Here is a 23,551-nt window from a genome sequence, read left to right on the forward strand (position 1 = left end):
CTGACCGCCCCCAGGAAAGCGGCGTGCCGGACAGGGCGGCTTGAAGGGAAATGAAAGCAGAGGAGCGCCATCCCATCCGGGATGACGCTCCTCTGCTCAAAATTATTTGAAGTTTTTCAGTGCCCTCTCCGCGGACGTGGATGTTTTTCAATGCCCGCCTCTAGGCTCGAACACGGCCAAGCGCTCGACTTTGGCCAAGACCGGTCGCGCCCGCTCGATCAACGTCTTCGTCGTCTCGAGTGAGAGCGACTGCTGATGGGCGTCTACACTTTCCCACACCTCGTAGACGAGAATCGAGTCGTCATCGAGTGAGACGTTCACCCGGTACATCGCGCACGTCGACTCCTGTTTCATCGCCTCGGCCGCCTCGAGCAAGATCGCGAGCAACGTGTCACGCTCCCCCGGGACGGCGGTCAACTTGCCGAACAATCCATATGGACGCATACAATCTCTCCTTCCTGAATCTCGACTTGTTCCATAATTTGTGTCAGATTTCCTGCCTCGACCGTAAAATCCGTTGTGAGGTTTGCTATACTAAAACAAAAAGGAAAGGGGCGATACGCGATGCAGCGTCCACCGATGCCTTCCCCGACCCCGGAGGAAGTGCTCCGCTTAAAGCGGGAACATAATCCAATCAAACCGACCGAGCTCTTCGCGAAAGCGCTGCTCCTCTTGATCGGCGCCTTCATTTTCGCCATCGGGCTCGAGGCGTTCCTCGTCCCAAACCAGATCATCGACGGCGGCATCGTCGGCGTCTCGATCATCGTCTCTTATCTGACGGAAACAAAAATCGCCATCTGGCTCGTCCTGTTCAATTTGCCGTTCATTTACTTCGGCTACCGTCAGATCGGGAAGACGTTCGCCGTCGTCACGCTCGTCGCCATCTTACTCATGTCGGGCTTCACGATCTTGTTGCACTCGATCGAACCGTTCACGGACGATCTGCTCCTCTCGACCGTGTTCGGCGGCTTCTTGCTCGGTGCCGGGATTGGGCTCGTCATCCGGGCCGGCGGTTCACTCGACGGGACCGAGATTTTGGCCGTGTCGTTCACGGACCGACTCCCGTTCTCGGTCGGCGAGATCGTCATGTTCTTCAACATCTTCATCCTCGGCACGGCCGGCTTCGTCTTCAGCTGGGACCGGGCCATGTACTCGCTTATCACCTATTTCGTCGCCTTCAAGACGATCGATATCGTGTTAGAAGGGATCGACCAGTCGAAAGCGGCGTGGATCATCACGACGTCGCCGGACGACGTCGGTCAAGCCATCATGGACCGACTCGGCCGCGGTGTGACGTACCTTCACGGCGAAGGGGCGTATACGGGTGACGGCAAAAAAGTCGTCTTCACCGTCATCAGCCGGCTAGAGGAGACGAAATTGAAAGACATCCTCGACGACTATGACGAGAAGGCGTTCCTCGCCATCGGTAACATCCACGACGTCCGGGGCGGACAGTTCAAAAAGAAAAATATTCACTAAAAAGGTCGGCCCCGGGGCCGACCTTTTGCGTTATCCTAAACGTGCTTGATTGCGTCCGCTCATCTTCGCCGCATAAAGCGCCGCATCGGCCCGCTCGAACACAAGCATGCTCGGTTCGGCGTCGGTGACCGACGCCCCGATCGAGATCGTCATCGGAATTGTTTCCCCCTCAAACGTGAACGGTGTCTCACGGACGACATCGACGACCGCGTCGGCAAGCGCCACGACGGCCTCCCCTGCACCTTCGACGACCATCAAAAATTCTTCGCCGCCGTACCGCCCGACAAATCCCCCGTCCGGGCAGTTCAGGCGTAACGTCTCACCGATTTGACGCAACGCCTCGTCGCCGGCACGATGGCCATATGTATCGTTCAACTGCTTGAAATGGTCGACATCGATGACGAAGAGTGCCCACGGCCGACCCGACAGTTCCACCTCGCTCAACCGTTCGAGCGTCATGTAGCGGTTCGGGAGTCCCGTCAACTCGTCGACCGTCGCCCGATGGGTATGCAGACGGAACATCCAAAGGTGGGTCTCCAACTTCTTGGCACCCCAGTAGCATATCCAAGCCCCGAGCGATGTCATCAGGAAATACGGGATGAACACGTCAATAAACGTATCGAGCGAGACGTTGCCGACGACGCGGACGAGGACGAGCGCCATGCCGATCGCGATGTACACCGCGAACGAATGACCTCGACGCACCGATTGGCGACCGAGCCCGACGGCAATCACCCAAAAAATGCCGATCATGACGAAGGCGTTCATGATGACCGCACTGAATCCCTCTGTCATCAACCTGACCGCGACAGATGTGATGATGGCGACGGTCACCCCGACCGGACCGGCGAATGCCGCCGCGAGTGCGAACGGGATGATCCGCAGGTCGATTTTGGCCCCGTCGACTATGATTGAGTTGATTGTCAGCAACACAGCGATCAGTCCGTTCGACAGCCCGAACCCGATGCGGATCGAGATGGGTGATGACACTTGAATCGGCAAAACGTCACGCATCACATAAAACGTCAACGAAATGAGCAAATAGATGATGCTGATATTGATGAAAAAAATATTTACAACCTGACCCAATCGACCCAATCCTTTCCCCATTCTTCCTGTCTATCCTATCGTACCCGTGCGACACGTGTCAGCCTATCCAAAAATTCTGCCAGCCAAAAAGTCGAAAGCTCATGCTTCCGACTTGTTTTTAAGCATTTGTTTCATCAAATTGGCACTATCGCGGGCCGATTCATTCTCGGTTTGCATCTGGACATACACCTCGTGGCGATGGATGTCGATGTGACGCGGGGCGTCGATGCCGAGCTTGACTTGGTCGCCTTCGATGGCGAGCACGGTGAGCGTCACATCGTCGCCGATATGGATCGCCTCACCTTGTTTTCGTTTCAATACGAGCATCAGCGCACCTCCGCTTTCTGGCCACCGAGCGGGTAGCGGGCCGAGTAGGCGTCGTCAAGGATGACTTGCTTGCCACGGCGCTCTTTCGTCTCGATGACGATCGGTGCCTTCAAGTTGAGCGTCGAGGCGTCGAACGGTTCGCGAAGTGTGACGATCGCATATACCGAGACGTGCTCGGCCTCCCCGATCGCGAGCTGCTCCTTCGTGCCGTCCGTCAGTTCGAACGCATAATCCGCCTTATGCCAAAACGGGTTCGTCACGACGAACGCGCAAGCCGCATCTTCGATCGACTGCAACGACCAGAACGGGAGGTCGTCCCCGTACGGGATGAGGACGAACGTCTTCGAGTCCGGAAAACCGGGCACCTCGCTGACGAACGAAATCGTCTCTTCTTCATTCACTTCAATCTTGCCAAAATAATCTGTCTCAATGAACATGGATTGTCCTCACTTTCAACGCGTCTCATCATACATGCCACCGACCGGCCACATCTCGAGCGACGCCTCTTGGCGAAGCGAGATGTCCGTCGTCCATGGTGTGAACGAAATCTCGGCCGGGGTAAGCGATACATCTATTTGTGCCGGCGTCAGGTTCCATTCGATTTTGACATCCGCCGGCGTATACGTCAACTTGACGCGGTCGATCGACTTCGGCATATAGCCCATGTCGACGATCGGGTACGGGTCGTTCACTTTACTCGCGGCGATGCTCGGGATCGGGTTACCGTTCTCAATCCTCATCAGTTGATCGCCTTCTTGTGCCGCCTGACTCGTCGCCTCGCGCACGCCTTGTTCACCGAGCTGGCCGAAATAGCGGCCGAGTTCGAGCGCGCCTTTCAAGTTACTCTCACTGCGTGCGACCGAAGAGTCGACTTCGAGCGTGCCTTGTCTCGTCTGTTGCATCATCTCGACCTTGCCTTGCGTCATCGACAAGTCGGCCCGCCCTTGTCTCATCTCGAGCACGGGGCGGTTCGACGTCATCTGGATCGCGGCCTGTGTCTGCCGCATCTCAAGTCTCGCCAGGTTCATCCGCGCTTACCTAAGGAAGTCGAGGAGCGTCGGCTGGATGATGCGGGCCCCGGCCGACAATGCGGCCCGGTGTACCGTCTCATGTGACTTTAGCTCCATGATGACTTTCTCGATGTCGATGTCTTCATTGTTCGACATGATCGTCTTGGCGATAATCTCGTGGTCTTGCAGACGGTTGTCGACGAGTTCAAGCCGGTTCGCGCGAGCCCCGAGTTCGGCCCGCTCCGTGATCAAGCTTTGCCCGAGCGTGTCGAGCGTCCCGAGCATTGTCGAGAAGTCTTGTCCGCTCTTCGTCGAGTCTTGAAGCGCCAAACTCAAGTCACGCAATCCTTTGAACAACTCTTCACCGAAGACGGTCTCCGGCTGCATGTTCACTTGAACCGTGATTCCTTTTGACACTTCAAATTTGATTTCACCGCTACCAGCCGGAACAGCCCCGCTCTCATAAATATCGGCCACAGGCGCAGCCGGGTCCGTACTCGCCAAATATGCTTTTAGATTGGCGATATTAATGAGTGGCTGATCCGTCTTCGTCCCGTTATAAATATACTTCTCGCCGGCTTTCGAGTTCGCGAGCGAACCGATATGTTCGACGAGTTGATCGATCTCGCTCTTGATGATCTCGCGTTGCGACGACTCGTACGTGTCGTTCGCCGCTTGCGTCGTCAATTCACGGATCCGTTTGACGGCTTCCGTCACTTCGTTCAACGTCGAGTCGGTCAAGTCCATCCAGCTCGTCGCTTCGCTGACGTTGCGACGGAACTGGTCGACCTCGCGCACCTCGGTCCGGTAACGGATGCCTTGCATCGCGACGACCGGGTCCTCGGACGCCTTTTGGATCCGTTTCCCGCTGATCAGTTGTTCCTGGACGCGGGCAAGCGTGTTATAACTGCTCGATAAATGTTTCAAGTTCGTCTGTGTGAGCATCGTCTGTGTGACACGCATTACTCATTACCTCCCTACGACACCCATGCCGTTAATGATTTTGTCGAGCATCTCGTCGACCGCCGTGATGTTCCGTGCCGCCGCGTTATAGGCGTGCTGGTACTGGATCATCATCGTCATCTCTTCATCGAGCGAGACCGCACTGACCGATTGACGGCGCTGGTCCGAGCTCGCCATGAGCGCGAACGTGCTCTTGGCGAGGCTTCCGCTCTGACTGGCTTCGACCGCCATGTTGCCGATGACGTTCTGATAATACTTGCCGATCGACGAATTGGTCGTGACCGAGCCGCCCGTAAACGCCAACGCTTGGTTTTTCAAATCGGCAAGCGCTAACGCCCCGCTGCCGTCACCGATGTTGCCGTCTTTTGAGGCGGCGATCAAGTCAAGGTTGTTCATGATGGCGGCGCTCACTTTGATCGTGGAGGCGCTAGCCGTCTGTTCGAAGAAGTTCGCCGTCCCGGGGTCGCCGGACGCGTCTCGATTCGTGCTGTGGGCCGTGTTGAACGCCGATGCGAACTTGTTCGCCATCTCGTCCAAATCGGTGAGCATCTTCGCGAACTTACCAGAAACGCTACCGCCCTCGGGCGTCGCATCGCCGTACATCTCGACGAGCGCCTTCAGTTTTCCGTTCGGCATCTGGTTGAACGGCATTGGAAGCATCGGGTCAGCTGCGGCTGCTCCTGCCGCTTTATAACTGGATTGACCGAACGAGCCGACACCACCCGTTAATCCGTTGACGAACGAGACTTTGTTCGGTGCCGCTTCCGTTCCTACATTAATGACGATATCAATCCGTCCTTCTGCCATCCGCTGCGAGTTCCCCCGAGTCTCACCGTTCAAATAGTCGACCGGTTTGCGTTCGAACTCAACGTATTGCGCGAGCTCGTCCATGTAGCGGTCACGTGCGTCATACAGTTCGTTCGGTAGGGCGCCGAGCGGTTCTGCGTCCCCGATTTGGCGGTTGACGTCGCTGATCTTCGTCAACAGGTCGTTCACTTTCTTGATGACGACGTCGGCTTCCGACTTCAAATCGGCTTGGACTTTCGTTAGTGAGGACGACATATAGTTGAACGTCTCAGTGAGCGTCATCGCCCGTTGACGGACGACGCTGCGGGCGCCGGTGTCATCCGGGTTGACCGACAAGTCTTGAAGTGCGCCCCAGAACATGTCAAGCGACTCGGCGAGCCCGTTCTCAGAAGGCTCGTTGATGATGTCCTCCATCCGGCCGAACGCCGCTTCTTTGGTCGCATAAAACGAGTTTTTGACTGTCTCGTCACGGTACTGTTGGTCGACCATCAAATCACGGATGCGGGCGAGCGTCTCCCCACGTACACCCGTACCAAATTGACCGGCCTTCGTGCCACCGAAGTTGACACTCAGTTGTTCGGTCATACCGAGCGTCAGTCGTTGACGCGAGTAGCCCGGGTTCGAGGCGTTGGCGACGTTGTTCCCCGTCGCCTGCAGCGCCCACTGGTGCGTCGTCAAACTGCGGCGCGCCGTCTCTAATCCCATAAATGTTGAACCCATGAATGTTCCTCCTTATACGTCACGGCTGAACGAGCGTGTCTCGAACGCCTGTTGCCCGTATGTGAAATCGTCTGCTTCTGGCATGAGCATATCCAAATGCCAATTGATATACCGGAGCGACTGTTCGAGCAACGTCGCGTTCAGTTCATTCTGTCGCTTCAGTTCGAACAGCACCGGTCGTAGCGCTTCCTTCTCTTCATCGTCCAAAACGAGCAAACCTTGAAGTCGTTCCGTCTCTTTTTGTCCGATTTGTCGGACAATCGTCGCTTCTTCTTTGACGAGCGCGCTGAAAGCGGGCATATCGCCTTTGATGAGTAGTTGTTCTTTTGCGTAAGCGAGTTCGAGTAAACGTGTATGTAATGTGAGCATAATGGTCTCCTTTTTCCAAAAAAAGAGCCGACTAAAAAGGGGTCCCCTTGTCTAGTCAGCTTCCGTGCCGTGTTATAAGTGCGAAGGCCTCAAGCGGACCTCGCTTCCATTCATCCTTGTAGAAAGCGTTTGGCGATGTCGCGCGCGTCCCGTGTATACGTCCCTGCGTTGATCTCCGCCTTCAAGGCGCTGATCTTCTCAAGACGGTCCGGATTTTTCACCGGTTCTTCAAACCGGGCGCGGGCTTCCGCCGATATCGATATTCGGTCCGTTTGGCGTGTTAGCTCGGGCTTCGTCTCGGCTTGCGTTTTCTTCTCGTAAGTGTTCGGTAAATGTACCCACTTTGCAGAATCGATGCGCATGCGTGTCCCCCCTCTTCATGTTGTGTTAGTCCAAACGATAAGCGCGAGCGCTCGTCTTGTTTACACTTGCTTGTAAACTTTGTAGTTCTTGCTGCATATCTGCCTGACAAGCCGAACAAACTTTTCCTTCGTTCGTCGCCTTGCCGCAACGCACACAAGTGATGCTCATTGCCGGGTTATCCTTGATGATCAAGCGTCCTTCATGGATAAATCGCGTGATATCAAGTTCGGAGACACCTGTCGCTTCGACTAAGGCTCCGATTGTTACCTGTTTGTTGGCTGGTTCCCGAATGAAGTCCCGGACTTTCAAGAAGTTTTGGAAATCGACTTCACTGCATGACGGGCAGTACGGCGAGCGGCTTTGTTTCATGAACAAACGCCCACACATTTGACAAGTTGCTGCTTCCAATGTCATTCACCTCTGCCTTTTATATCGGACGCATTTTTGATTTGTTTAGCGCCCGGAACAGGCAAACCGCAGAAACTTCTGCATAGCCGGCTTTCTTCAATGTGTACGCTGCTTGGTGGAGCGTCGTGCCGGTCGTGTAGACGTCGTCGACGAGCACGATTTTCCCATATGTAGTCGCAGCATGTACAGCAAACGGGTTTGGACGGTGCCGCCTTTCTCCTTTCCCAAATTCACGCTGACTTGAAACCTCTTCTTTTTGAAGGAGTTGTTTTGTCGGTCCGATCAATCGGGCGAGCACGTCTGCCTGGTTGAAGCGACGCGTCAAAAGCCGCTCCTCCCCGAGCGGGATCGGCACATAAATCACGCCCGGCTCACGCACGTTTCGCAACGTGTCCCGAATATGACCGACGAGGGCGACGTCCCCACCGAACTTAAAGCGATGGAGCCAAGTCGCACCGGTCTCGTCGTAAGCGTAGAGGCAACGGACCGTCAAATCGAGACCGAGCGCGAGCCAACGGACGCAGTCCGGGCACGTCTGCCCGTCCGTGCTCGGGTGACCACAGCGCGGACAGCCCACCTCGAGCGGGGTCAACATCGTTTCACAGTCGGGACAGACCCAGTCGCGTTTCAATAAAGTCGACGGACTCCACGGCACCGTCATCGGTTGGCGGCAGACGAGGCAGTTCATCGCCGGTTCACCTCCTCGATCGCGTGGATGGTCCGGTCTTGCCGGAACGTCCGCTCGGAATAAAACAAGACGACGTCCCCGGTCGGCGCGTCGGGCTTACGCCCGGCCCGGCCCGCCATCTGGATGAGGGCGCGCGTCGAGAACAGCCGATGGTCACTATCGAGAATGGCGACATGGACGCCGCGGACGGTCATGCCGCGCTCCCAGATCGATGTCGCGAGCACGATGCCGTTCGTCGTCTCGAGCCACTCGAGTACATCCGTCCGTTCGTCCGTGTCGGCCGAGACGGCCCGGTAGTCGAGCCCGGCCATCTCAAGTAGCTTTCCATAACGGGCAAGGTCCGGTTTCGTCGGGACGAACAATAGGCGCGGTGCCACATGGCTCCGGCAAAAGTCGAGAATCGCATCATCGCTCTGTTTGACGAGCCGCGGCACCGGCAAGTCGTGGCCGTGGTAGCGGCGCGACAAGTGGATGGTTGGGAACTGAAGTTGCCAGAGCGTCGGTGTCGCCGTCACGAACAAGAAGACACCTTTCCCCGCGCGCCAAAGCGTCCACCAGAGCGACAAGTCGAAGGCGAACGGGAACGCGTCCGACTCATCGACGAGGACATAATCGAACACGTCGCGCAAATTCACAAGAAGCGGGGCCGTCGCGACGGTGATCATCCCGATCGATTCCTTATCCCCGCCTCCGTAACGCCTTGTGACCGGGACGGTGAAGCTTGCCTCGAGCCGGTCGGCCCACTCGATGGCGACGTCACGCCGCGGGGAGACGATCAATACGCGCTTCCCTTCATTGACAATGCGAGCGATGACCGGGAACGCCATCTCGGTCTTGCCGGCACCGCAGACGGCGTGGACGAGACCGGTCTGTCGTTTCTCCCACCACGTGAGCAGTTGCTCGCTGACACGTTGTTGCGCATCTGCGAGGTCGAACGGCATGACGAGCTCAGTCGGTTCGACCGGCGTCGTGACGTCGATCTCTCCTAAAAAGTCACAGCGGCATACCCGCCCGAGGTGCAAGCAGTTGCGGCAATACTGACAGGCGCCGTGATGACAGGTGAACGCGCGGATATCGGTGCTCAGACAGCGCTGACAGACGCCGAAGCGGATGGCCGGTCTCCCGGTCGGACTAACAACGAGGTGTCCCAATAAAATCAGTCCTTTTTCACTGACACTAGCATATAACCGTTAAGTCCACAGGTCATGCTCGTTGATGGAACAGGAACGGTTAATGCTAATACATCAAGTCATATCATGCGACAGACGGAGGTGAAAAATAAAGTTACCGACTATACTACGAGTAGACCATTAATTGGAAATGAGGAGGATTTCATGTTTAAACGACCTATCCATAACGTACTAACCGGTTTAGGAATGATTGCTGTGTTTTGCCTCGGTTGGTGGATTTGGTATGTGTTGAACGGTAGCGACGCGGCCGAACAACGAGCCGTCCGAGCAGCCGAAACCTATGTCGATATGACGTATCCCGAGCTGGAACTTAACGTGATTGGTGTGACATACTTATCTCTGTACGATGCGAAGTATTACGTGTTGTACGCGTCCCCGTCCCATGTCGACACTGAATTGTGGGTGCGCGTCACTCGAGCGGGGGAAGTCGTGGACGACAATTTCGGAGATGCCGCGAGCGTCTCGTCGGACGTTTCCCTGTCATTGGACCGACGTGATACCTTACCATATAATCAGAAAAACTCGTCAGACGAAGTCGTCTGGCGAGTTTTTCTGATTATGCTTTATGCGTTACGTTTATAGAACATGACCGCCTCGTACGCCCGGAGCGACAACGTCGTCCCGTCGAGCTGCGGCACGTCGTAGTTATGGCTGACGACGTCGGCGCATGTGAACCGTTCCGGGATCTCATACGTCGTCTCGGGCCCATAGAAGTTGGCGACGACGAGTACTTCCTCGTCGTCCGTCTTCCGCGTGTACGCCCAGACGTCTAGGTCCTGTTTCGTCAACAACGTATAGTCTCCATCCGTCAACACGTCGAGCTCTTTGCGGAGCGAGATCAAGTTCTTGTAGTGGTAGAACACCGAATCCGGGTCGTCGAGCGCCGTCTCGACGTTGACCTCCGTATAGTTCGGCGCCACGTTGATCCATGGCGTCCCGCTCGTGAAGCCGGCGTGCGGCGTCGCGTCCCACTGCATCGGTGTCCGTGAGTTGTCGCGTGACTTCTGTTTGATGGCGGCCATCATGTCCTCGTGCGACACGCCCTCGTCGCGCTTCAGCTTATAGATGTTGAGCGTCTCGATGTCGCGGTACTCGTCGAGCGAGTCAAACCCTGGGTTCGTCATGCCAATCTCTTCGCCTTGATAGATGTACGGCGTCCCTTGTAGGCCGTGGAGCACGGTCGCGAGCATCTTGGCGCTCTCGACGCGGTGGTCGGTATCGTTGCCGAAGCGGCTGACAACGCGCGGCTGGTCGTGGTTGCACCAGAAGATGGCGTTCCAGCCCTTGCCGTGCATCCCTTCCTGCCACGTCGACATGATGTCTTTCAGCTGCACGAAATCGAACGGTGCGGCGACGAACTTCTCGCCGTTCGGGTAATCGACTTTCAAGTGGTGGAAACTGAACGTCATGCTGAGCTCACGCTCGTCCGGGCTCGAGTAGCGGACGCAATGGTCGAGCGTCGTCGACGACATCTCGCCGACCGTGATGACGTCATGCCCCTCGAACACTTCGCGATTCATCTCTTTCAAGAACTCATGGATGCGCGGTCCGTCCGTATAAAACTTGCGGCCGTCCGACTCGTCCTCCGGAAAGTCCTGTTGCTTCGAGATCAAGTTGATGACGTCGAGGCGGAACCCTTTGATGCCTTTCTCGCGCCAGAAACGCATCATCTCATAGACGTCCTCACGCATCTGTTCGTTCTCCCAGTTCAAGTCGGCCTGCGTCTCGTCGAACAAGTGGAGGAAGTACTGACCGCTCTTGTCGTCATACTTCCAGGCGTTGCCGCCGAACTTCGACTCCCAGTTCGTCGGTTCGTCGCGCCAAATGTAATAGTCCCGGTACCGTTCATCACCGGCGAGCGATTTTTGGAACCACTCATGCTCGGTCGACGAGTGGTTGACGACGATGTCCATCATCAGTCCGATCCCGCGCGCCTCGGCCTCGCGGACGAGCTCGTCAAGGTCTTCCATCGTCCCGTACGAAGGATCGATCGCGTAATAGTCGCTCACGTCGTACCCGTTATCGTTTTGCGGCGACTTGTACACCGGTGTCATCCAAATATATTCGATGCCGAGATCGGCCAGATAATCGAGTTTCGACGTCACTCCTTTAATCGAGCCGGTAGCGTTGCCTTCCGGGCTATAAAAGCTTTTTGGATAGATTTGATAGACGACGGATTTACGCCAGTTTGTTTGTGTCATGAACGACAGCTCCTTTTGTAAGAGTTTTCATTTCGATAGGAAAAGGGGAAGAACCTCCGTCCCTCCCCTTGATGAATCCCCGTATTATGCGACTTTGTCTGCTTTGAGCTCGCCTTTTTTCATGTAGCGTTTTGACAAGGCGAACGTGAGCACGAACGGGACGACGATCGCGATGATCATCCCGACGATGAAGAGCAAGATCTTGTCCGTGAAGATCGACAGGAAGCCAGGGAGTCCCCCGACGCCGATCCCAATGGCCTGGACGTCGTTCAGCGTGATGAAGACGGCGGCAATTGCCGACCCGATCATCGCCGAGTAGAACGGGAACTTGTTCGGCAAGTTCACCCCGAACATGGCCGGCTCGGTGATCCCGAAGTAAGCCGAGATCGCTGACGTCGACGCCATACTCTTTTGTTTGGCGTTATGCTTGTAGACGAAGAACATAGCGAACGCCGCCGAACCTTGGGCGATGTTCGACAGAGCGAGCATCGGCCAGATGAACGTGCCGCCCGTCTCTGCGATGAGTTGCAGGTCGATCGCGATGAACAAGTGGTGCATCCCCGTGACGACAAGCGGTGCATAGAACAAACCGAACAAGAGCGCACCGACGACCGGTACCGCTTCGAACACGTTGACGAGGCTCGTCGCGATGACGTTACCGATTCCACGTGTGACCGGTCCGACGATCGCAAGGGCGAGGAAACCTGTGACAACGATTGTCGTGATCGGCACGACGAGTAGCTGAATCGCGTTCGGAACATGTTTTTTCAAGAACATTTCAATATGGCTCAAAATGAAGGCCGCGGCCAAAATCGGCAAGATTTGACCTTGATAGCCGACTTTCTCGATTTCGAACAGCCCGAGGATGTCGAACGTCGGGATATCGCCTTCAAGCGCCGCTTGCCCGTAACCCCATGCGTTCAACAAGTCCGGGTGGACGAGCAGTAGACCCATGACGATACCGAGCACTTCGCTGCCGCCAAAACGCTTCGTTGCCGACCAACCGACGAGGGCTGGCAGGAAGACGAACGCCGTGTTCGCCATCATGTTGATGAGGTCCCATAAGCCTTGCAAGTTCGGATACGCCTCGATGAGCGTCGCGTCGTCGACGAACAGTCCTTCCGACGCGAGCAAGTTGTTGATCCCCATCAAGAGACCGGCGACGATGATGGCCGGGATGATCGGCATGAACACGTCCGAGAACACTTTGACGAGTTTTTGGAGCGGGTTCATCTTCTTGCCGCCTGACGATTTGACTTCAGCGACCGTTGCCGCCTCGAGCCCGGCGAGTTTGATGAACTCGGCGTAGACGCGCTCGACGTCACCGGCACCGATGACGACTTGGTACACGCCCGAGTTCTCGAACGCCCCTTTGACGAGATCGGCTTCTTTTACTTTTGCCTCATTGACGAGCGACTGGTCTTTCAGTGAGAGACGGAGTCGCGTGACACAGTGCGCCGCTTTATCGACGTTATCCTTGCCCCCGATGGCTTCTAGGATATCCGCGGCGATTTGACGATAATCTGCCTTCATAAGATAGGCCTCCTTTGTGTGAAAGCGTTTGTTGATAGCGATTACATATGATTACAAACAAAGTTTAACTTATATAGACGAGTTCTGTCAACAACTTATCTATATAAGTTTATCGTGACGAATGTGTGACAAGCGTTCACTAATTTTGTTCCCTCTCCTCCCGATTCAAAACGACAAAAAAGACCCCTTCTTGAAGAAGGAGCCTTATCGACGCGCCACATCGCTGAACTGAAACTTGTCGAGCCGGTGACGGGACTCGGTATATTCGAACTGTCGCCCCTCGTACAAAAACGTGTCGTTCGTGATGACGATGACATATTCATAATGACCCAAGTCGAGCCGCGACCGGTCAAGCTCGGTCACGTCCTCGGCCGCGATTTTCCGCTTCGCGTAGCTGATCTGTTGCCCGAGCTCGCGCTCGACGTATTGATAGATCGAGCGCTCAGCAATCTGTTTCGTCAGACCGGGGACGAGGTCTTTGACGAAATAGTTCACGTCTAAAATGACGTTCTCCCCGTCGAAGTTGCGGACCCGTTCGATCCGGTAGACGAGCGTGGCGGGCTCAAGACCCATCCGCTCGGCGAGCCAACTCGGTGCCTCGATCTCCTCGAACGAGGCGACGCTCGTCTCGATCGAACGGCCGAGCATACTGGCGTATATTTCCGAGAAGCTGACGATGCCGTTGAACTGGAACTCGATCTGGTCGCGGCGCAGCACGAACACCCCTTTGCCGTGATGTTTGCGGACGTAGCCGTGCTCTTGGAGCAGATCGAGCGCCTTACGGACCGTGCCCCGGCTCGCCTCGTATTCATGCATGAGTTCTGTCTCCGACGGCAGTTTCGACTCCGCCTCGTACTCACCCGTTTTCATCCGCTCGGCGAGCCGTTCGTAGATTTGACGATATTTGGCCACAAGCCCACTCCTTTCTTCATCGAAAAAGACGACCATTTGGCCGTCTTCTGTTTATCGTTCGCAGTGATACCACGTGATGCCGATCGCGCCAGGTCCAAGGTGTGTCCCGATGACCGGTCCGAAATGACCGCCGGTGACTTTTGCTTGCGGAAACTTCTGTTTCATCGAGGCGATCTCTTCGGCCTGACGTTCCGGGCAGTTGGCGTGGATAATGCCGATGCAATAGCCCGCGCCGTCACCGACGATCGATTGGTCCATCATCTCTTCGATGCGGCGGACCGCCTTCTTGTACGTCCGGATCTTCTCGAACGGGACGATCTGTCTATCCTGAAAATGAAGGACCGGCTTGATCTGCAGGAACGAGCCGACGAGCGCTTGCGCCGCGCTGAGCCTTCCGCCCCGTTGGAGGTGGTCGAGGTCATCGACGACGAAATAGGCGCGGATCCGTTCACGCGTCTTCTCGAGATGCTGCATGATCTCCTCGGCCGAGGCACCATTGTCACGCATATGGACAGCCTCTTCGACGAGAAATGCCTGAGGCATGCACGAGATCTCTGAGTCGAACGCGTGCACGTTGACATCGACCATGTTGTTCAAGGCGATCATCGATTGATACGTCCCGCTGATCCCGCTCGAGAGCGTGATGGCGATGACGTCAGTCACTTCAGCCGGAAGGCTGTCGATCAGCTCGACCGTCTCCCCGATGATCGGTTGCGATGTCGTCGGCAAATTCCCCGCCTCGATCCGTTCATAAAACGCCTCCGTCGTGATATCGACGGCCTCACGGAACGATTCTCTACCAAAGATTACACTGAGCGGTGCGACGTGGACGTCGTGGCGCTCACAAAAATCGGCTGGCAAATAGGCGGTACTGTCGGTCAAAATCGCTATGTTTCCCATACTATATCCTCACTTTACATCGTTTCGTTTTTCCAATTGAATTAAGATTCCATTCCATATTGTAGCACAAAAGCGATGTATTGCATCGGTCAAGGTCAAACCTCGACCCACCCGCGGCGGATCGCATCGACGACGGCTTGCGTCCGGTCGTTCACTTCCATTTTGCGCAGGACCGATGAGACGTGGTTCTTGACCGTCTTCTCACTGATGAACAGCATGTCGCTAATGTCGCGGTTCGAGCGGCCATCGGCGAGCAAGTGGAGCACCTCGACCTCACGGCGCGACAGCAACCGATAGACGGGATCGTCCGTCCGGTTCACGACGCTCCGTTCGGCTTGTTCTCCTTTGAACTGGAGCAGGCGGCGGTAATCTTTCAACACGTTCGTCGTCACTCTCGGATGCAAGTACGCCCCGTCTTTCGCGACCGAACGGACGGCCGAGATGAGCTCGCTTGAAGCGACTTCCTTCAACAAGAAGCCCGATGCCCCGGCCTCGAGCGCATGCGTTATGTAAGATTCATCGTCATGGATCGACAGGATGAGGACGCGCGTATCCGACGATGCCGCGGTCAACTGTTTCGTCGCCTCGATCCCGTTCAAGTCCGGCATGTTGATGTCGAGGATCATGATTTCCGGTTTCTCCTCTTTGGCGATGCGAATCGCATCAGCACCCGTCCGCCCTTCAGCGATGACGGTGAACTCGTCTTCTAAATCAAAGATCCGCTTCAAGCCCTCTCGAAACAGCTCATGGTCATCGACGATTGCGATGCGGATTGTATTAGTCGTTTCCATCGTACACTCCCCTTTATCTGTATTACAAAATCGGGATCGACATGCGGACGACCGTCCCTTTGCCGATTTCCGAATCGATATTGATACTGCCATCCACAAGCTCGATCCGTTCGCGCATCCCAACGATGCCGAACGACTCTTGCCCAATCATACTCGGCACGAAACCGACCCCGTGATCGCGCACGTGAATGTGAATCACGTCTAGCGCTTGCTCGACGTTGACGATGATTTCCGTCGTCTTCGAATGCTTGATCGCATTTTGGACCGCCTCTTGGACGAGCCGGAAGACGTTGATCTCGAGCTTTTCCGAGAGACGTGCCCGGTTGCCGCGGTAGTTGAGCCGCGTCTTGATCGCCGTGTACTCTTCCGTCTGATGTAAATAACGCTCGAGCGTCGGCAAGAAGCCAAGGTCGTCAAGCGACATCGGCCGCAGGTCGTAAATCAAGCGTCGCACGTCGACGAGCGCCCCACGAATCAGCCGTTTCAGCTCGTGCAGTTCGGCGAACGCCTCGTCCTTGCCTCTTCGGTCGAACGTCTTCTTGATCAAGTCGGCCCGAATCAAAATATGGGCAAGCGATTGCGCGGGTCCGTCATGCATTTCCCGGGCCAGGTGGCGCCGCTCACGCTCGGCCGCCTCGAAGACGCTGATCGCCATCTCTTGCTTCTTCATCATGTCCGAATACTCTTGCTGCAGGTCGTCGCGTAAAAAGTTGAGGACGACCGAGACCCGGCTCACTAACCGGTCCGCCCGCTCCATCGTATCCTGAAGGACGAGCAACCGCCGTTCGAGGTCGTTTCGGCGCTGCTGGCTCGCCATCTCCTCTTTTTGGATGAGGAACCGCTCGAGCTGCATCTGGTTGGCGAGTTCGTACGCCTCGCGGATCTCTTGCTCACTATGTATATGGAACTTCTTACTCACTTGAACAAGTTTATTCTTCGCCGCTTTCACTAATAGATCGAGGCGCTCGGACTCTTGAATATAAAACTCGATCTTTTGCGTCAACTCTTTTAGCTCCGTTTGGATCGACGAATACTCATTAGCTGAATTTTCAGTTATACGGACGATCTCCTCTTTACTCTCCGTCACCGTATCAATCATATTTGTTATGATATGCTCTAATGCTGTACGATCGGTAATATGATTCACGATGCCATCCCCTAATAGTTCGGTAGTAAGTCCTCATTTGTTTCTATTATCGACTGCAGAAGCGTTCGTTTCCAGTAAGAATCAGAGGCTATCTTCACAATTCGCCACTTAATCTACAGACGCCTACTCGATTTCAAAAAAAATACATGAAAATAGAAAGGAGAATTTTCAGAAATGTCTACTGAACAAAATTATACTATAAAACAAGACGGAGAATACGAGGTCGTCATACAAAAATCAAAATTTATCGCTCACTTTAAACGCGTCACGACCGAAGCGGAAGCCCAGACGTTCATCCAAACGATCAAAAAAGCGCATTGGAGCGCCAATCATAATTGTTCAGCCTACATCATCGGAGCCCGAAACGAATTCCAAAAAGCGAACGATGACGGTGAGCCGAGCGGGACGGCCGGCCTGCCGATGCTCGAAGTACTCCGTAAACGCAATTTGAAAGACACGGTCGTCGTCGTCACCCGCTACTTCGGCGGCATCAAGCTCGGCGGCGGCGGACTCATCCGTGCCTACGGCGGGACGGTGAGCGAAGGGATCGATGCGGTCGGGATCGTCGAACGGTTGCCGATGCAACGTCTCACGCTCACGGTCGACTACGGATGGATCGGGAAAGTCGAGAACGAGCTCCGCCAGTCCGCTTATTTGCTTGACGAGATTGTCTATGCCGACACCGTCACGTTCCACATCTCGGTACCGGTCGAAGCGACCGAGGAAGCGCTCGCCTGGCTCGTCGACTTGACGAACGGTCAAGGCGGACTCGAGACTCAGGACGTCCGTATCATCGAACGTGATTTTGTGCGCTAGGTCCCGTATACTAAAAGAAATGACTGAAATGAGGAGACGATATGGAACAAGACTCCCGCAAGAAACGCTCCGTGTGGAAAATTGGTCTGCTCGTGCTTGGCCTCGTCCTGCTGATCGGCGGTTCGGCCTTCGGCTACTTCGTCTTCAAGGCGAACGAGACGGCAGAGACCACGAACAGCGAACTGGCACGCGGCGACAAATCGGAACGCCGCGACGACACGATCGATTTGACAAAAAATCACTTCTCCGTCCTGCTCGCCGGCGTCGATGGCGGTGCCTCACTCGAAGAAGGACGGACCGATTCACTGATGGTGGCGACGTTCAACAAGGAATCTCGCCAAGTGACGCTCGTCAGTATCCCCCGCGACGCGTACGTCGATATCATCACGGAGGACGGCGAGTTCAAGGACAAGATCAACCATGCTTATGCGTACGGCGGCATCGACACAACAATCGCCACGGTTGAGACGCTGTTTGACATCCCGATCGATTATTACGCGACGATCAACTTTGACGGCATCGAAGACCTCGTCGACGCAGTCGGCGGCGTCGAAGTCGACGTGTTGATCCCGATCTCAGGACGAGCCACCGGCAACGTCGAGCTCGAACCGGGCGTCCAGATTCTAGACGGCAAGGAAGCACTCGCCTATGCTCGCATGCGGAAAGACGACCCTGAAGGCGACATTGGCCGGGCCAAACGCCAACAACAAGTGCTCGAGGCCATCATCAACGAGGCGACGACGATCAATTCGTTCACGAAGCTCAACCGGATCATGACTGCGGTCGGCAATAATATCCGAACGAACATGTCGCTCTCCGAGGCGTCCCAGCTCCAGCCGTATACGAAATCGCTCCGTTCGTTCAACCAAGAGACGCTAGAAGGCGGCGACTTGACGATCGGTGGCGTCTACTATTATGAGTTGGACCAGGCGGATTTGAACGATAAGCGGGCACTGTTGAAAACAGAGCTCGGTCTTCCGGTCACGGCCGAAGACACTGGACCTGACTCAGGCGACGGTCTGAGTGAGACGACGACGTACTGACCTAAAAAACGACCAAGGACATGGTTTCCTTGGTCGTTTCTATGTGTCTTGGTCACGTCTTCGCCCGGCCGAGCAAGCGGCGTGACGTCTGGATGATCGGCTTATAGTTCGGGTGGATCAACTCCGTCGACTCGACGATCAGTTCGATGACGATCAAGACGATGACGAACGTGATGACGGCACCAACCATCGTCGTCTTCGCGAATAAAATCGAGGCGATGCCGAAGAAGAACGTCATCCCATACATGAGGAGCACCGCTTGGCGCGTCGTGAACCCCATATCGATCAATTGGTGGTGCATGTGTGACTTGTCAGGCGACATCGGCGGGCGCCCTTGGACGAGCCGGCGGACGATCGCGAAGATCGTGTCCGAGATCGGCAGTCCGAGCAAGAGGACCGGCACGACGAGCGAGAACAGTGTCACGTTCTTGAAGCCGATCAGCGAGAACACGGCGAGCATGTAGCCGAGGAAGAGCGCACCCGTGTCCCCCATGAATATCTTCGCCGGGTAGAAGTTGTGGACGAGGAACCCGAGCGTGCTCGCGAGCAGCAAGAGCGCCATCATCGTCAAATAGACGTTCCCTTGAATGATGGCTAGGAGCGCGATCGTCCCGAGCGCGATGCTCGAGACCCCGGCGGCGAGACCGTCGAGGCCGTCGATCAAGTTGATCGCGTTCGTGATCCCGATCAGCCAAAGCACCGTCACCGGGATGCTCCAAGCGCCGAGATAGAGCTGTTGGTCGAACGGCAAGTTGATGAGTTCGATCCGCATCCCGGCGTTCAAGACGACGACCGTCGCGATCATCTGCCCCATCAACTTGATGCGGGCGTTCAACTGGAACCGGTCATCGACCAGGCCGGTCAAGATGATGATGACCGCTCCAATCAAGATGGCCTCGTTATAACGGCTCGTCGGCAACAGCAAGGCGTAGCCGATCAGGAAGGCGATGAAGATGGCGAGGCCGCCGATTCGCGGCATCGTCCGTAAATGTACTTTTCGGGCGTTCGGGTGATCGACCGCTCCGATCAGAAAAGCGAACCTGCGAACGAGCGGCGTGATCAAGATGGCCATCACAAAACTGACCAACATGGCAATCCATAACATGGCCAACTTTCCTCTCTCAAAAAAATAGACTCTGGCGAATTATAGCATATTTCCCGTCACCAAAATCGTATCAGAAATGTTACAACAAAAAATCCGACGAGCGGTCTCGTCGGATAAAAGTCAAGCGTGTGCCGGTTCAGTCGTGACTTCTTCAGCTGATGCATATGTATACAGTCCGCGCCCGACTTTCTTGATTTCTGGATTGACCGACTCGATCTTCACCATCAATTGGTAGATGTTGCTGATGTGGTGACGGTAGCGAAGCTCGAGCTCCATCTGGATGTCACGCACACTCATCGTCTTCCGTTCTTTCAAAAGGTCTGTGACCTGATGGACATAAACCTCGAGCGGATAACGTTGATTGACGCGACGCGGACGCAGCCGTTTCGACGGGTCTGTCGACAGCTCCTCTTCCCGTTTGTCCCGGCTCAGTTCAGAAATTAAATATTCGGCCCGGCGCTGTAATTGACGATACGACTCCTCGATTTCCATCAGTTCGCGATAGATATGTTCGTTGACGTTCGTAGATTCCATACACAATTCCCCTTCTACATCCAATTGAACTTCTTGATTTCCTATTTTAAATCAAGATTTTCTAATTATTACTTGTTATCTTCTAAAAGTGTAACGGAGATGTAATGTGTTTGTCATCTATTTTTGGGCATTTCTGTCTTTTTAGGACTTTTGGACCACGAAAAAAGATGACGACTGTTCGGGGCAGTCGTCATCTCACGGAAGATGAACGTAGTCTGTTACGCGCCGACGCGTTCGAGGATGCGTCGGAGCGAGAGTTCATCGGTCGAAGCGACGATGAGGTCTGCATGACCAAGCATCGACTCTTCTCCGACGGCGACAGCAAACATGTTTGCCGCTTTGATTGCAGTCACGCCTGCGGCTGCGTCTTCAACGCCGATGGCATGTTCGGGTTTCACGCCAAGGGCAGAGGCAGCCTTCAAAAACACTTCGGGATGTGGTTTTGAGTCGGCGACAGTTGCTGCATCGACAATGTGATCGAAGTAATGGCGGACACCAAGTGCGTCAACGACCGCGAATGCGTTCTTTGAAGCAGATGCCATTCCGATTTTGAGACCGGCCTCTTTAATTTCATCGAGAAATGAAACGATGCCAGGAAGCAAATCGGCCGAAGAGATGTGCTGAATGAGTTCAACGTAATGCTCGTTCTTCTTCTGGGCGAGTTCCGCCTTTTCCTCCGGTGTGAAATCGTCCTGTCTTCCGCCGAGCGCAAGGATGCGTTCGAGCGAGTCAGTCCGGCTCACCCCTTTGAGCGTCTCATTGAACTCGCGGTCAAATGGAATGTCGAGCTCTTCTCCGAGTTGTTTCCAAGCGAGGTAATGGTACTCCGCGGTGTCAGTGATGACACCGTCCAAATCAAAAATGACTGCTTCAATCGTCGACATACATGCTTTCCGCCTTTCCTTCAAATGTTTGTGTCCTCAGACTACATTTAGGGAACTTGACAAGTACCCGTTGCACGATTGGTCAATGATGCAAACGGTTGCACTTGTTCGATTTCTATTATATCGGATAACGCCTCATCTATGCAACCGCTTTCGCAGAAAAATTAAAAAATAGGAAGAGCGCTTCGCTCCTCCTACCATTTTACAATTGAATGCCGACGACTTTCACGTTCACCGCTAGCGGTGTCATCGCGAGCATCGTATCCATGTCTTGGGTGATCCGCTCTTGGACAGCCGTCACCGTCTTGACGATCGATTGACCGTAAGCGATGTAGAGCGACAAGTTGATGATGACGCCTTCCGACGACTCATCGACTTTGACGTGCTTCATGAGTGCACGCTCTGAGAGTTTCGTGTCTTCTTGTGTGAACGACACGTGTTTCGTTTCTTTGACGACGACCGCGGCGATCATCTCGACGACGTGGCGTGAGACGTTGACGTCTCCTTCTGTACTGTTCATTCCATTTTCATATGGCATGCTGTCACTTCCTTAGCTCTAGTTTCGGTTCCCATCTAAAGTGTAGCGGAAAACCGCGGTTTAGAAAAGGGTTTACGATTTTGGGTCTTTCACGTCCTGCGCGCGGCGGACGTCGATCTCGACGAGCGGCCTCAACATCCGGACGGCCGGCGGGCTGATGATGAGCAGGACGATGAGGCAGGCGACACCGAACAAGACGAGCAACTGTTGCCATGACGTCGGCATGAATCCGACCGGCACGAACGCCTTCCAGGCGACGATTAAAAACACATGGACCAAGTAGACGTATAGACTATACTTCCCCGCCCGCGTGAACACGGGCAACTCACGCCCCGGCACGATGAGCGCGAAGCTGACGGCCATGAGCGTCGACACCGTATAGACGATCAAGAAAGCGAACGGACCGCTCCAAATCGCCTCCGGCACCGCCGTCTCGTAGGCGAAACGGAATTTGAACAAGTTGCCGACGTGGTAGAACGTGTCTTCTTTTTGGAAGCTCATCGAGGCGAGCAGTCCGAGCGTGAGCGCGGTGAAGACGACCGCTCCACCGATCCGGTAACGGTTCCGTTGCTCGGCCCGCTTCGGCAGCTCGAAGAAGTTCATCGTGTTGCGCTCACTCATCCAGTTGCCGATCAAGAAGAACGGATAGAACATGATGACTTTCCGGAGCGCGAAGAATCCGGTCGATTCTTCTTGGAAGCCGAACAACAGGGCGAACAACAGCGCATAGAGCACATACCCTTTCAACTGGGTCACGTACGGCGTGATGACGTACCAGATGACGATCGCCATCAAATACCAGAGCGCCCAGTACGGCTTGAGCACGTTCAGTCCCGGGTTCTCGAGCGACAAGAGCGGGATCCCTTCCGTGAAGGCGAACCACGAGCCGAGAATGACTTGCCAGATCACGTAGACGACGAATAGCTGGATGACACGCAAATAACGGTTCTCCCGAAAGAAGTAACCGCTCAGCATAATGAATAACGGCATATGAAACGTATATAAGAACAAATAAACCCACTTCGGCAGTAAATCGTCATAGGCGCCGCGCACATCGGTCAGCAAATGACCGAAGACGACGAGCAAGACGAGCACGCCTTTAATATTGTCGTACCAATGATTTCGCATAATTCTTCCTCGCATCTTGCAATTTTCTAAGGTGATCACGTATGGTCGAGTGACCGTTTTTTCTGTTCCCACCAGTTAAGCAAACCTTCTTTGTCTTCGGTCGGGACATGTACCATCAAGAAATCGATTTCCTCACTAAATTCAAAAACGACGTGTTCCGGTTCTGTCTGAATCGTTTTAATCAAACGCTCGAACTCGCTAAAGAACGCTTTCAATTCCCCTGGAGAGACAGAATAGATGACATCGGCCTGCCGCTCCACGTACTCGACGAAATAATGCAAGTAAAAAACACGGACGTAATTTCGCAAGATCGGGTCTGTAAACGCGTTTGCATCTTTGACAAGTTTGGCACCTTCTCGTAATCGGTCAAACTGAAACATGGTTCTCGGAGTAGGCGTGCCAATTTTCTGGATGGCTTCGGTCAATCGTACCGCTTCCTCTTTTTCAAACCCTTCGGTGAAATAACGGTTCAAGGCCGTCTTCACTTCTGCATGTTGTTTATACAGGCCAACGACGAGTTCAATCAACTCGTTTTGGTCGAATTGTTTGAGCTCGTTTCGCAACTCGCCCACCTTCATCTTTTTCATTCAATTCCCTCACTTCAAT

Annotated in this window: 28 protein-coding genes; 4 read left to right on the forward strand and 24 right to left on the reverse strand. The window is 54.7% G+C overall.

Annotated features, from left to right (window positions below):
* Positions 1–147: 147 nt before the first annotated feature.
* Positions 148–444 (reverse strand): putative quinol monooxygenase, encoded by a 297-nt coding sequence (locus EVJ20_RS06800; protein WP_016509292.1) that lies wholly within the window; start codon positions 442–444, stop codon positions 148–150.
* A gap of 120 nt (positions 445–564) precedes the next feature.
* On the opposite strand from EVJ20_RS06800, the gene EVJ20_RS06805 reads away from it, so the two are divergent.
* Complete coding sequence (locus EVJ20_RS06805; protein WP_236633345.1) at positions 565–1,479, forward strand: YitT family protein; 915 nt, start codon at positions 565–567, stop codon at positions 1,477–1,479.
* A gap of 30 nt (positions 1,480–1,509) precedes the next feature.
* On the opposite strand, the gene EVJ20_RS06810 is transcribed toward EVJ20_RS06805, so the two are convergent.
* The 11 genes from EVJ20_RS06810 to EVJ20_RS06860 form a co-directional block, all read right to left on the reverse strand.
* Positions 1,510–2,568: a GGDEF domain-containing protein gene (locus EVJ20_RS06810; protein ID WP_236636218.1), complete on the reverse strand. Its 1,059-nt coding sequence runs from the start codon at positions 2,566–2,568 to the stop codon at positions 1,510–1,512.
* Positions 2,569–2,667: 99 nt separating this feature from the next.
* The gene (gene csrA, locus EVJ20_RS06815) at positions 2,668–2,895 is read right to left on the reverse strand and encodes a carbon storage regulator CsrA (protein WP_016509303.1); all 228 of its coding nucleotides are present in this window, start codon (positions 2,893–2,895) and stop codon (positions 2,668–2,670) included.
* Complete coding sequence (gene fliW, locus EVJ20_RS06820; protein ID WP_131507452.1) at positions 2,895–3,332, reverse strand: flagellar assembly protein FliW; 438 nt, start codon at positions 3,330–3,332, stop codon at positions 2,895–2,897. Before fliW ends, csrA begins: the two co-directional genes overlap by 1 nt.
* 15 nt (positions 3,333–3,347) lie before the next feature.
* The gene (locus EVJ20_RS06825) at positions 3,348–3,923 is read right to left on the reverse strand and encodes a DUF6470 family protein (RefSeq protein ID WP_131507454.1); all 576 of its coding nucleotides are present in this window, start codon (positions 3,921–3,923) and stop codon (positions 3,348–3,350) included.
* Positions 3,924–3,929: 6 nt separating this feature from the next.
* Complete coding sequence (flgL, locus tag EVJ20_RS06830; RefSeq protein WP_131507456.1) at positions 3,930–4,868, reverse strand: flagellar hook-associated protein FlgL; 939 nt, start codon at positions 4,866–4,868, stop codon at positions 3,930–3,932.
* Positions 4,869–4,874: 6 nt separating this feature from the next.
* On the reverse strand, positions 4,875–6,395 hold the full coding sequence (gene flgK / locus EVJ20_RS06835; RefSeq protein WP_201740013.1) for a flagellar hook-associated protein FlgK: 1,521 nt from the start codon (positions 6,393–6,395) through the stop codon (positions 4,875–4,877).
* A 12-nt stretch (positions 6,396–6,407) separates the two neighbouring features.
* Positions 6,408–6,764, reverse strand: coding sequence for a flagellar export chaperone FlgN (gene flgN, locus EVJ20_RS06840; RefSeq protein ID WP_070328643.1), 357 nt, complete (start codon positions 6,762–6,764; stop codon positions 6,408–6,410).
* A gap of 110 nt (positions 6,765–6,874) precedes the next feature.
* Complete coding sequence (locus tag EVJ20_RS06845; RefSeq protein WP_131456628.1) at positions 6,875–7,126, reverse strand: flagellar biosynthesis anti-sigma factor FlgM; 252 nt, start codon at positions 7,124–7,126, stop codon at positions 6,875–6,877.
* Positions 7,127–7,151: 25 nt separating this feature from the next.
* Positions 7,152–7,496: a flagellar protein gene (locus tag EVJ20_RS06850; RefSeq protein WP_131507459.1), complete on the reverse strand. Its 345-nt coding sequence runs from the start codon at positions 7,494–7,496 to the stop codon at positions 7,152–7,154.
* 58 nt (positions 7,497–7,554) lie between these two features.
* Positions 7,555–8,223: a ComF family protein gene (locus EVJ20_RS06855; protein WP_131507461.1), complete on the reverse strand. Its 669-nt coding sequence runs from the start codon at positions 8,221–8,223 to the stop codon at positions 7,555–7,557.
* Positions 8,220–9,374: a DEAD/DEAH box helicase family protein gene (locus tag EVJ20_RS06860; RefSeq protein WP_131507463.1), complete on the reverse strand. Its 1,155-nt coding sequence runs from the start codon at positions 9,372–9,374 to the stop codon at positions 8,220–8,222. The genes EVJ20_RS06855 and EVJ20_RS06860 overlap by 4 nt, the downstream gene beginning before the upstream one ends.
* Positions 9,375–9,557: 183 nt before the next feature.
* On the opposite strand from EVJ20_RS06860, the gene EVJ20_RS06865 reads away from it, so the two are divergent.
* Positions 9,558–9,995: a hypothetical protein gene (locus EVJ20_RS06865; protein WP_131507465.1), complete on the forward strand. Its 438-nt coding sequence runs from the start codon at positions 9,558–9,560 to the stop codon at positions 9,993–9,995.
* Here EVJ20_RS06865 and treC read toward each other — a convergent pair.
* The 6 genes from treC to EVJ20_RS06895 form a co-directional block, all read right to left on the reverse strand.
* Positions 9,977–11,614 carry an alpha,alpha-phosphotrehalase gene (gene treC / locus EVJ20_RS06870; protein WP_131507467.1) on the reverse strand — a complete coding sequence of 546 codons (1,638 nt, stop codon included), beginning with the start codon at positions 11,612–11,614 and terminating at the stop codon, positions 9,977–9,979. The genes EVJ20_RS06865 and treC overlap by 19 nt on opposite strands.
* An 84-nt stretch (positions 11,615–11,698) precedes the next feature.
* Positions 11,699–13,147 (reverse strand): PTS system trehalose-specific EIIBC component, encoded by a 1,449-nt coding sequence (gene treP, locus EVJ20_RS06875; protein ID WP_131507469.1) that lies wholly within the window; start codon positions 13,145–13,147, stop codon positions 11,699–11,701.
* Between the two features lie 204 nt (positions 13,148–13,351).
* Entirely contained in the window at positions 13,352–14,095 is a 744-nt protein-coding gene (gene treR / locus EVJ20_RS06880) for a trehalose operon repressor (protein WP_131507471.1), read from the reverse strand.
* Positions 14,096–14,110: 15 nt separating this feature from the next.
* Positions 14,111–14,959 carry a DegV family protein gene (locus EVJ20_RS06885; protein ID WP_131507473.1) on the reverse strand — a complete coding sequence of 283 codons (849 nt, stop codon included), beginning with the start codon at positions 14,957–14,959 and terminating at the stop codon, positions 14,111–14,113.
* A gap of 95 nt (positions 14,960–15,054) precedes the next feature.
* Complete coding sequence (locus EVJ20_RS06890; RefSeq protein ID WP_131507475.1) at positions 15,055–15,750, reverse strand: response regulator transcription factor; 696 nt, start codon at positions 15,748–15,750, stop codon at positions 15,055–15,057.
* A 22-nt stretch (positions 15,751–15,772) separates the two neighbouring features.
* A complete protein-coding gene (locus EVJ20_RS06895; protein WP_201740014.1) occupies positions 15,773–16,897 on the reverse strand; it encodes a sensor histidine kinase in 1,125 nt (374 codons plus the stop codon).
* A 174-nt stretch (positions 16,898–17,071) separates the two neighbouring features.
* Between EVJ20_RS06895 and EVJ20_RS06900 the strand changes: the two genes are divergently transcribed.
* Both EVJ20_RS06900 and EVJ20_RS06905 read left to right on the forward strand, forming a co-directional pair.
* Positions 17,072–17,713, forward strand: coding sequence for a YigZ family protein (locus EVJ20_RS06900; RefSeq protein ID WP_131507479.1), 642 nt, complete (start codon positions 17,072–17,074; stop codon positions 17,711–17,713).
* A 41-nt stretch (positions 17,714–17,754) separates the two neighbouring features.
* Positions 17,755–18,756, forward strand: a complete 1,002-nt coding sequence (locus EVJ20_RS06905) for an LCP family protein (protein ID WP_131507481.1) — start codon at positions 17,755–17,757, stop codon at positions 18,754–18,756.
* Positions 18,757–18,808: 52 nt separating this feature from the next.
* Here the strand turns inward: EVJ20_RS06905 and EVJ20_RS06910 are convergent, their stop codons facing one another.
* The 6 genes from EVJ20_RS06910 to EVJ20_RS06935 all read right to left on the reverse strand — a co-directional run bounded on the left by EVJ20_RS06910 (position 18,809) and on the right by EVJ20_RS06935 (position 23,532).
* Positions 18,809–19,861 (reverse strand): glycosyltransferase family 4 protein, encoded by a 1,053-nt coding sequence (locus tag EVJ20_RS06910; protein WP_131507483.1) that lies wholly within the window; start codon positions 19,859–19,861, stop codon positions 18,809–18,811.
* Between the two features lie 120 nt (positions 19,862–19,981).
* The gene (locus tag EVJ20_RS06915; protein WP_071398026.1) at positions 19,982–20,395 is read right to left on the reverse strand and encodes a Rok-like winged helix domain-containing protein; all 414 of its coding nucleotides are present in this window, start codon (positions 20,393–20,395) and stop codon (positions 19,982–19,984) included.
* Positions 20,396–20,613: 218 nt separating this feature from the next.
* Positions 20,614–21,279: a beta-phosphoglucomutase gene (pgmB, locus tag EVJ20_RS06920; RefSeq protein ID WP_131507485.1), complete on the reverse strand. Its 666-nt coding sequence runs from the start codon at positions 21,277–21,279 to the stop codon at positions 20,614–20,616.
* A gap of 202 nt (positions 21,280–21,481) precedes the next feature.
* A complete protein-coding gene (locus EVJ20_RS06925) occupies positions 21,482–21,817 on the reverse strand; it encodes an Asp23/Gls24 family envelope stress response protein (RefSeq protein WP_131438761.1) in 336 nt (111 codons plus the stop codon).
* Between the two features lie 72 nt (positions 21,818–21,889).
* On the reverse strand, positions 21,890–22,945 hold the full coding sequence (locus EVJ20_RS06930) for an acyltransferase family protein (protein WP_131507487.1): 1,056 nt from the start codon (positions 22,943–22,945) through the stop codon (positions 21,890–21,892).
* Positions 22,946–22,980: 35 nt separating this feature from the next.
* Positions 22,981–23,532 carry a hypothetical protein gene (locus EVJ20_RS06935; protein WP_131507489.1) on the reverse strand — a complete coding sequence of 184 codons (552 nt, stop codon included), beginning with the start codon at positions 23,530–23,532 and terminating at the stop codon, positions 22,981–22,983.
* Positions 23,533–23,551 lie beyond the last annotated feature (19 nt).

The sequence above is a fragment of the Exiguobacterium sp. SH0S1 genome, assembly GCF_004337165.1.
GTDB lineage: Bacteria > Bacillota > Bacilli > Exiguobacteriales > Exiguobacteriaceae > Exiguobacterium > Exiguobacterium aurantiacum_A.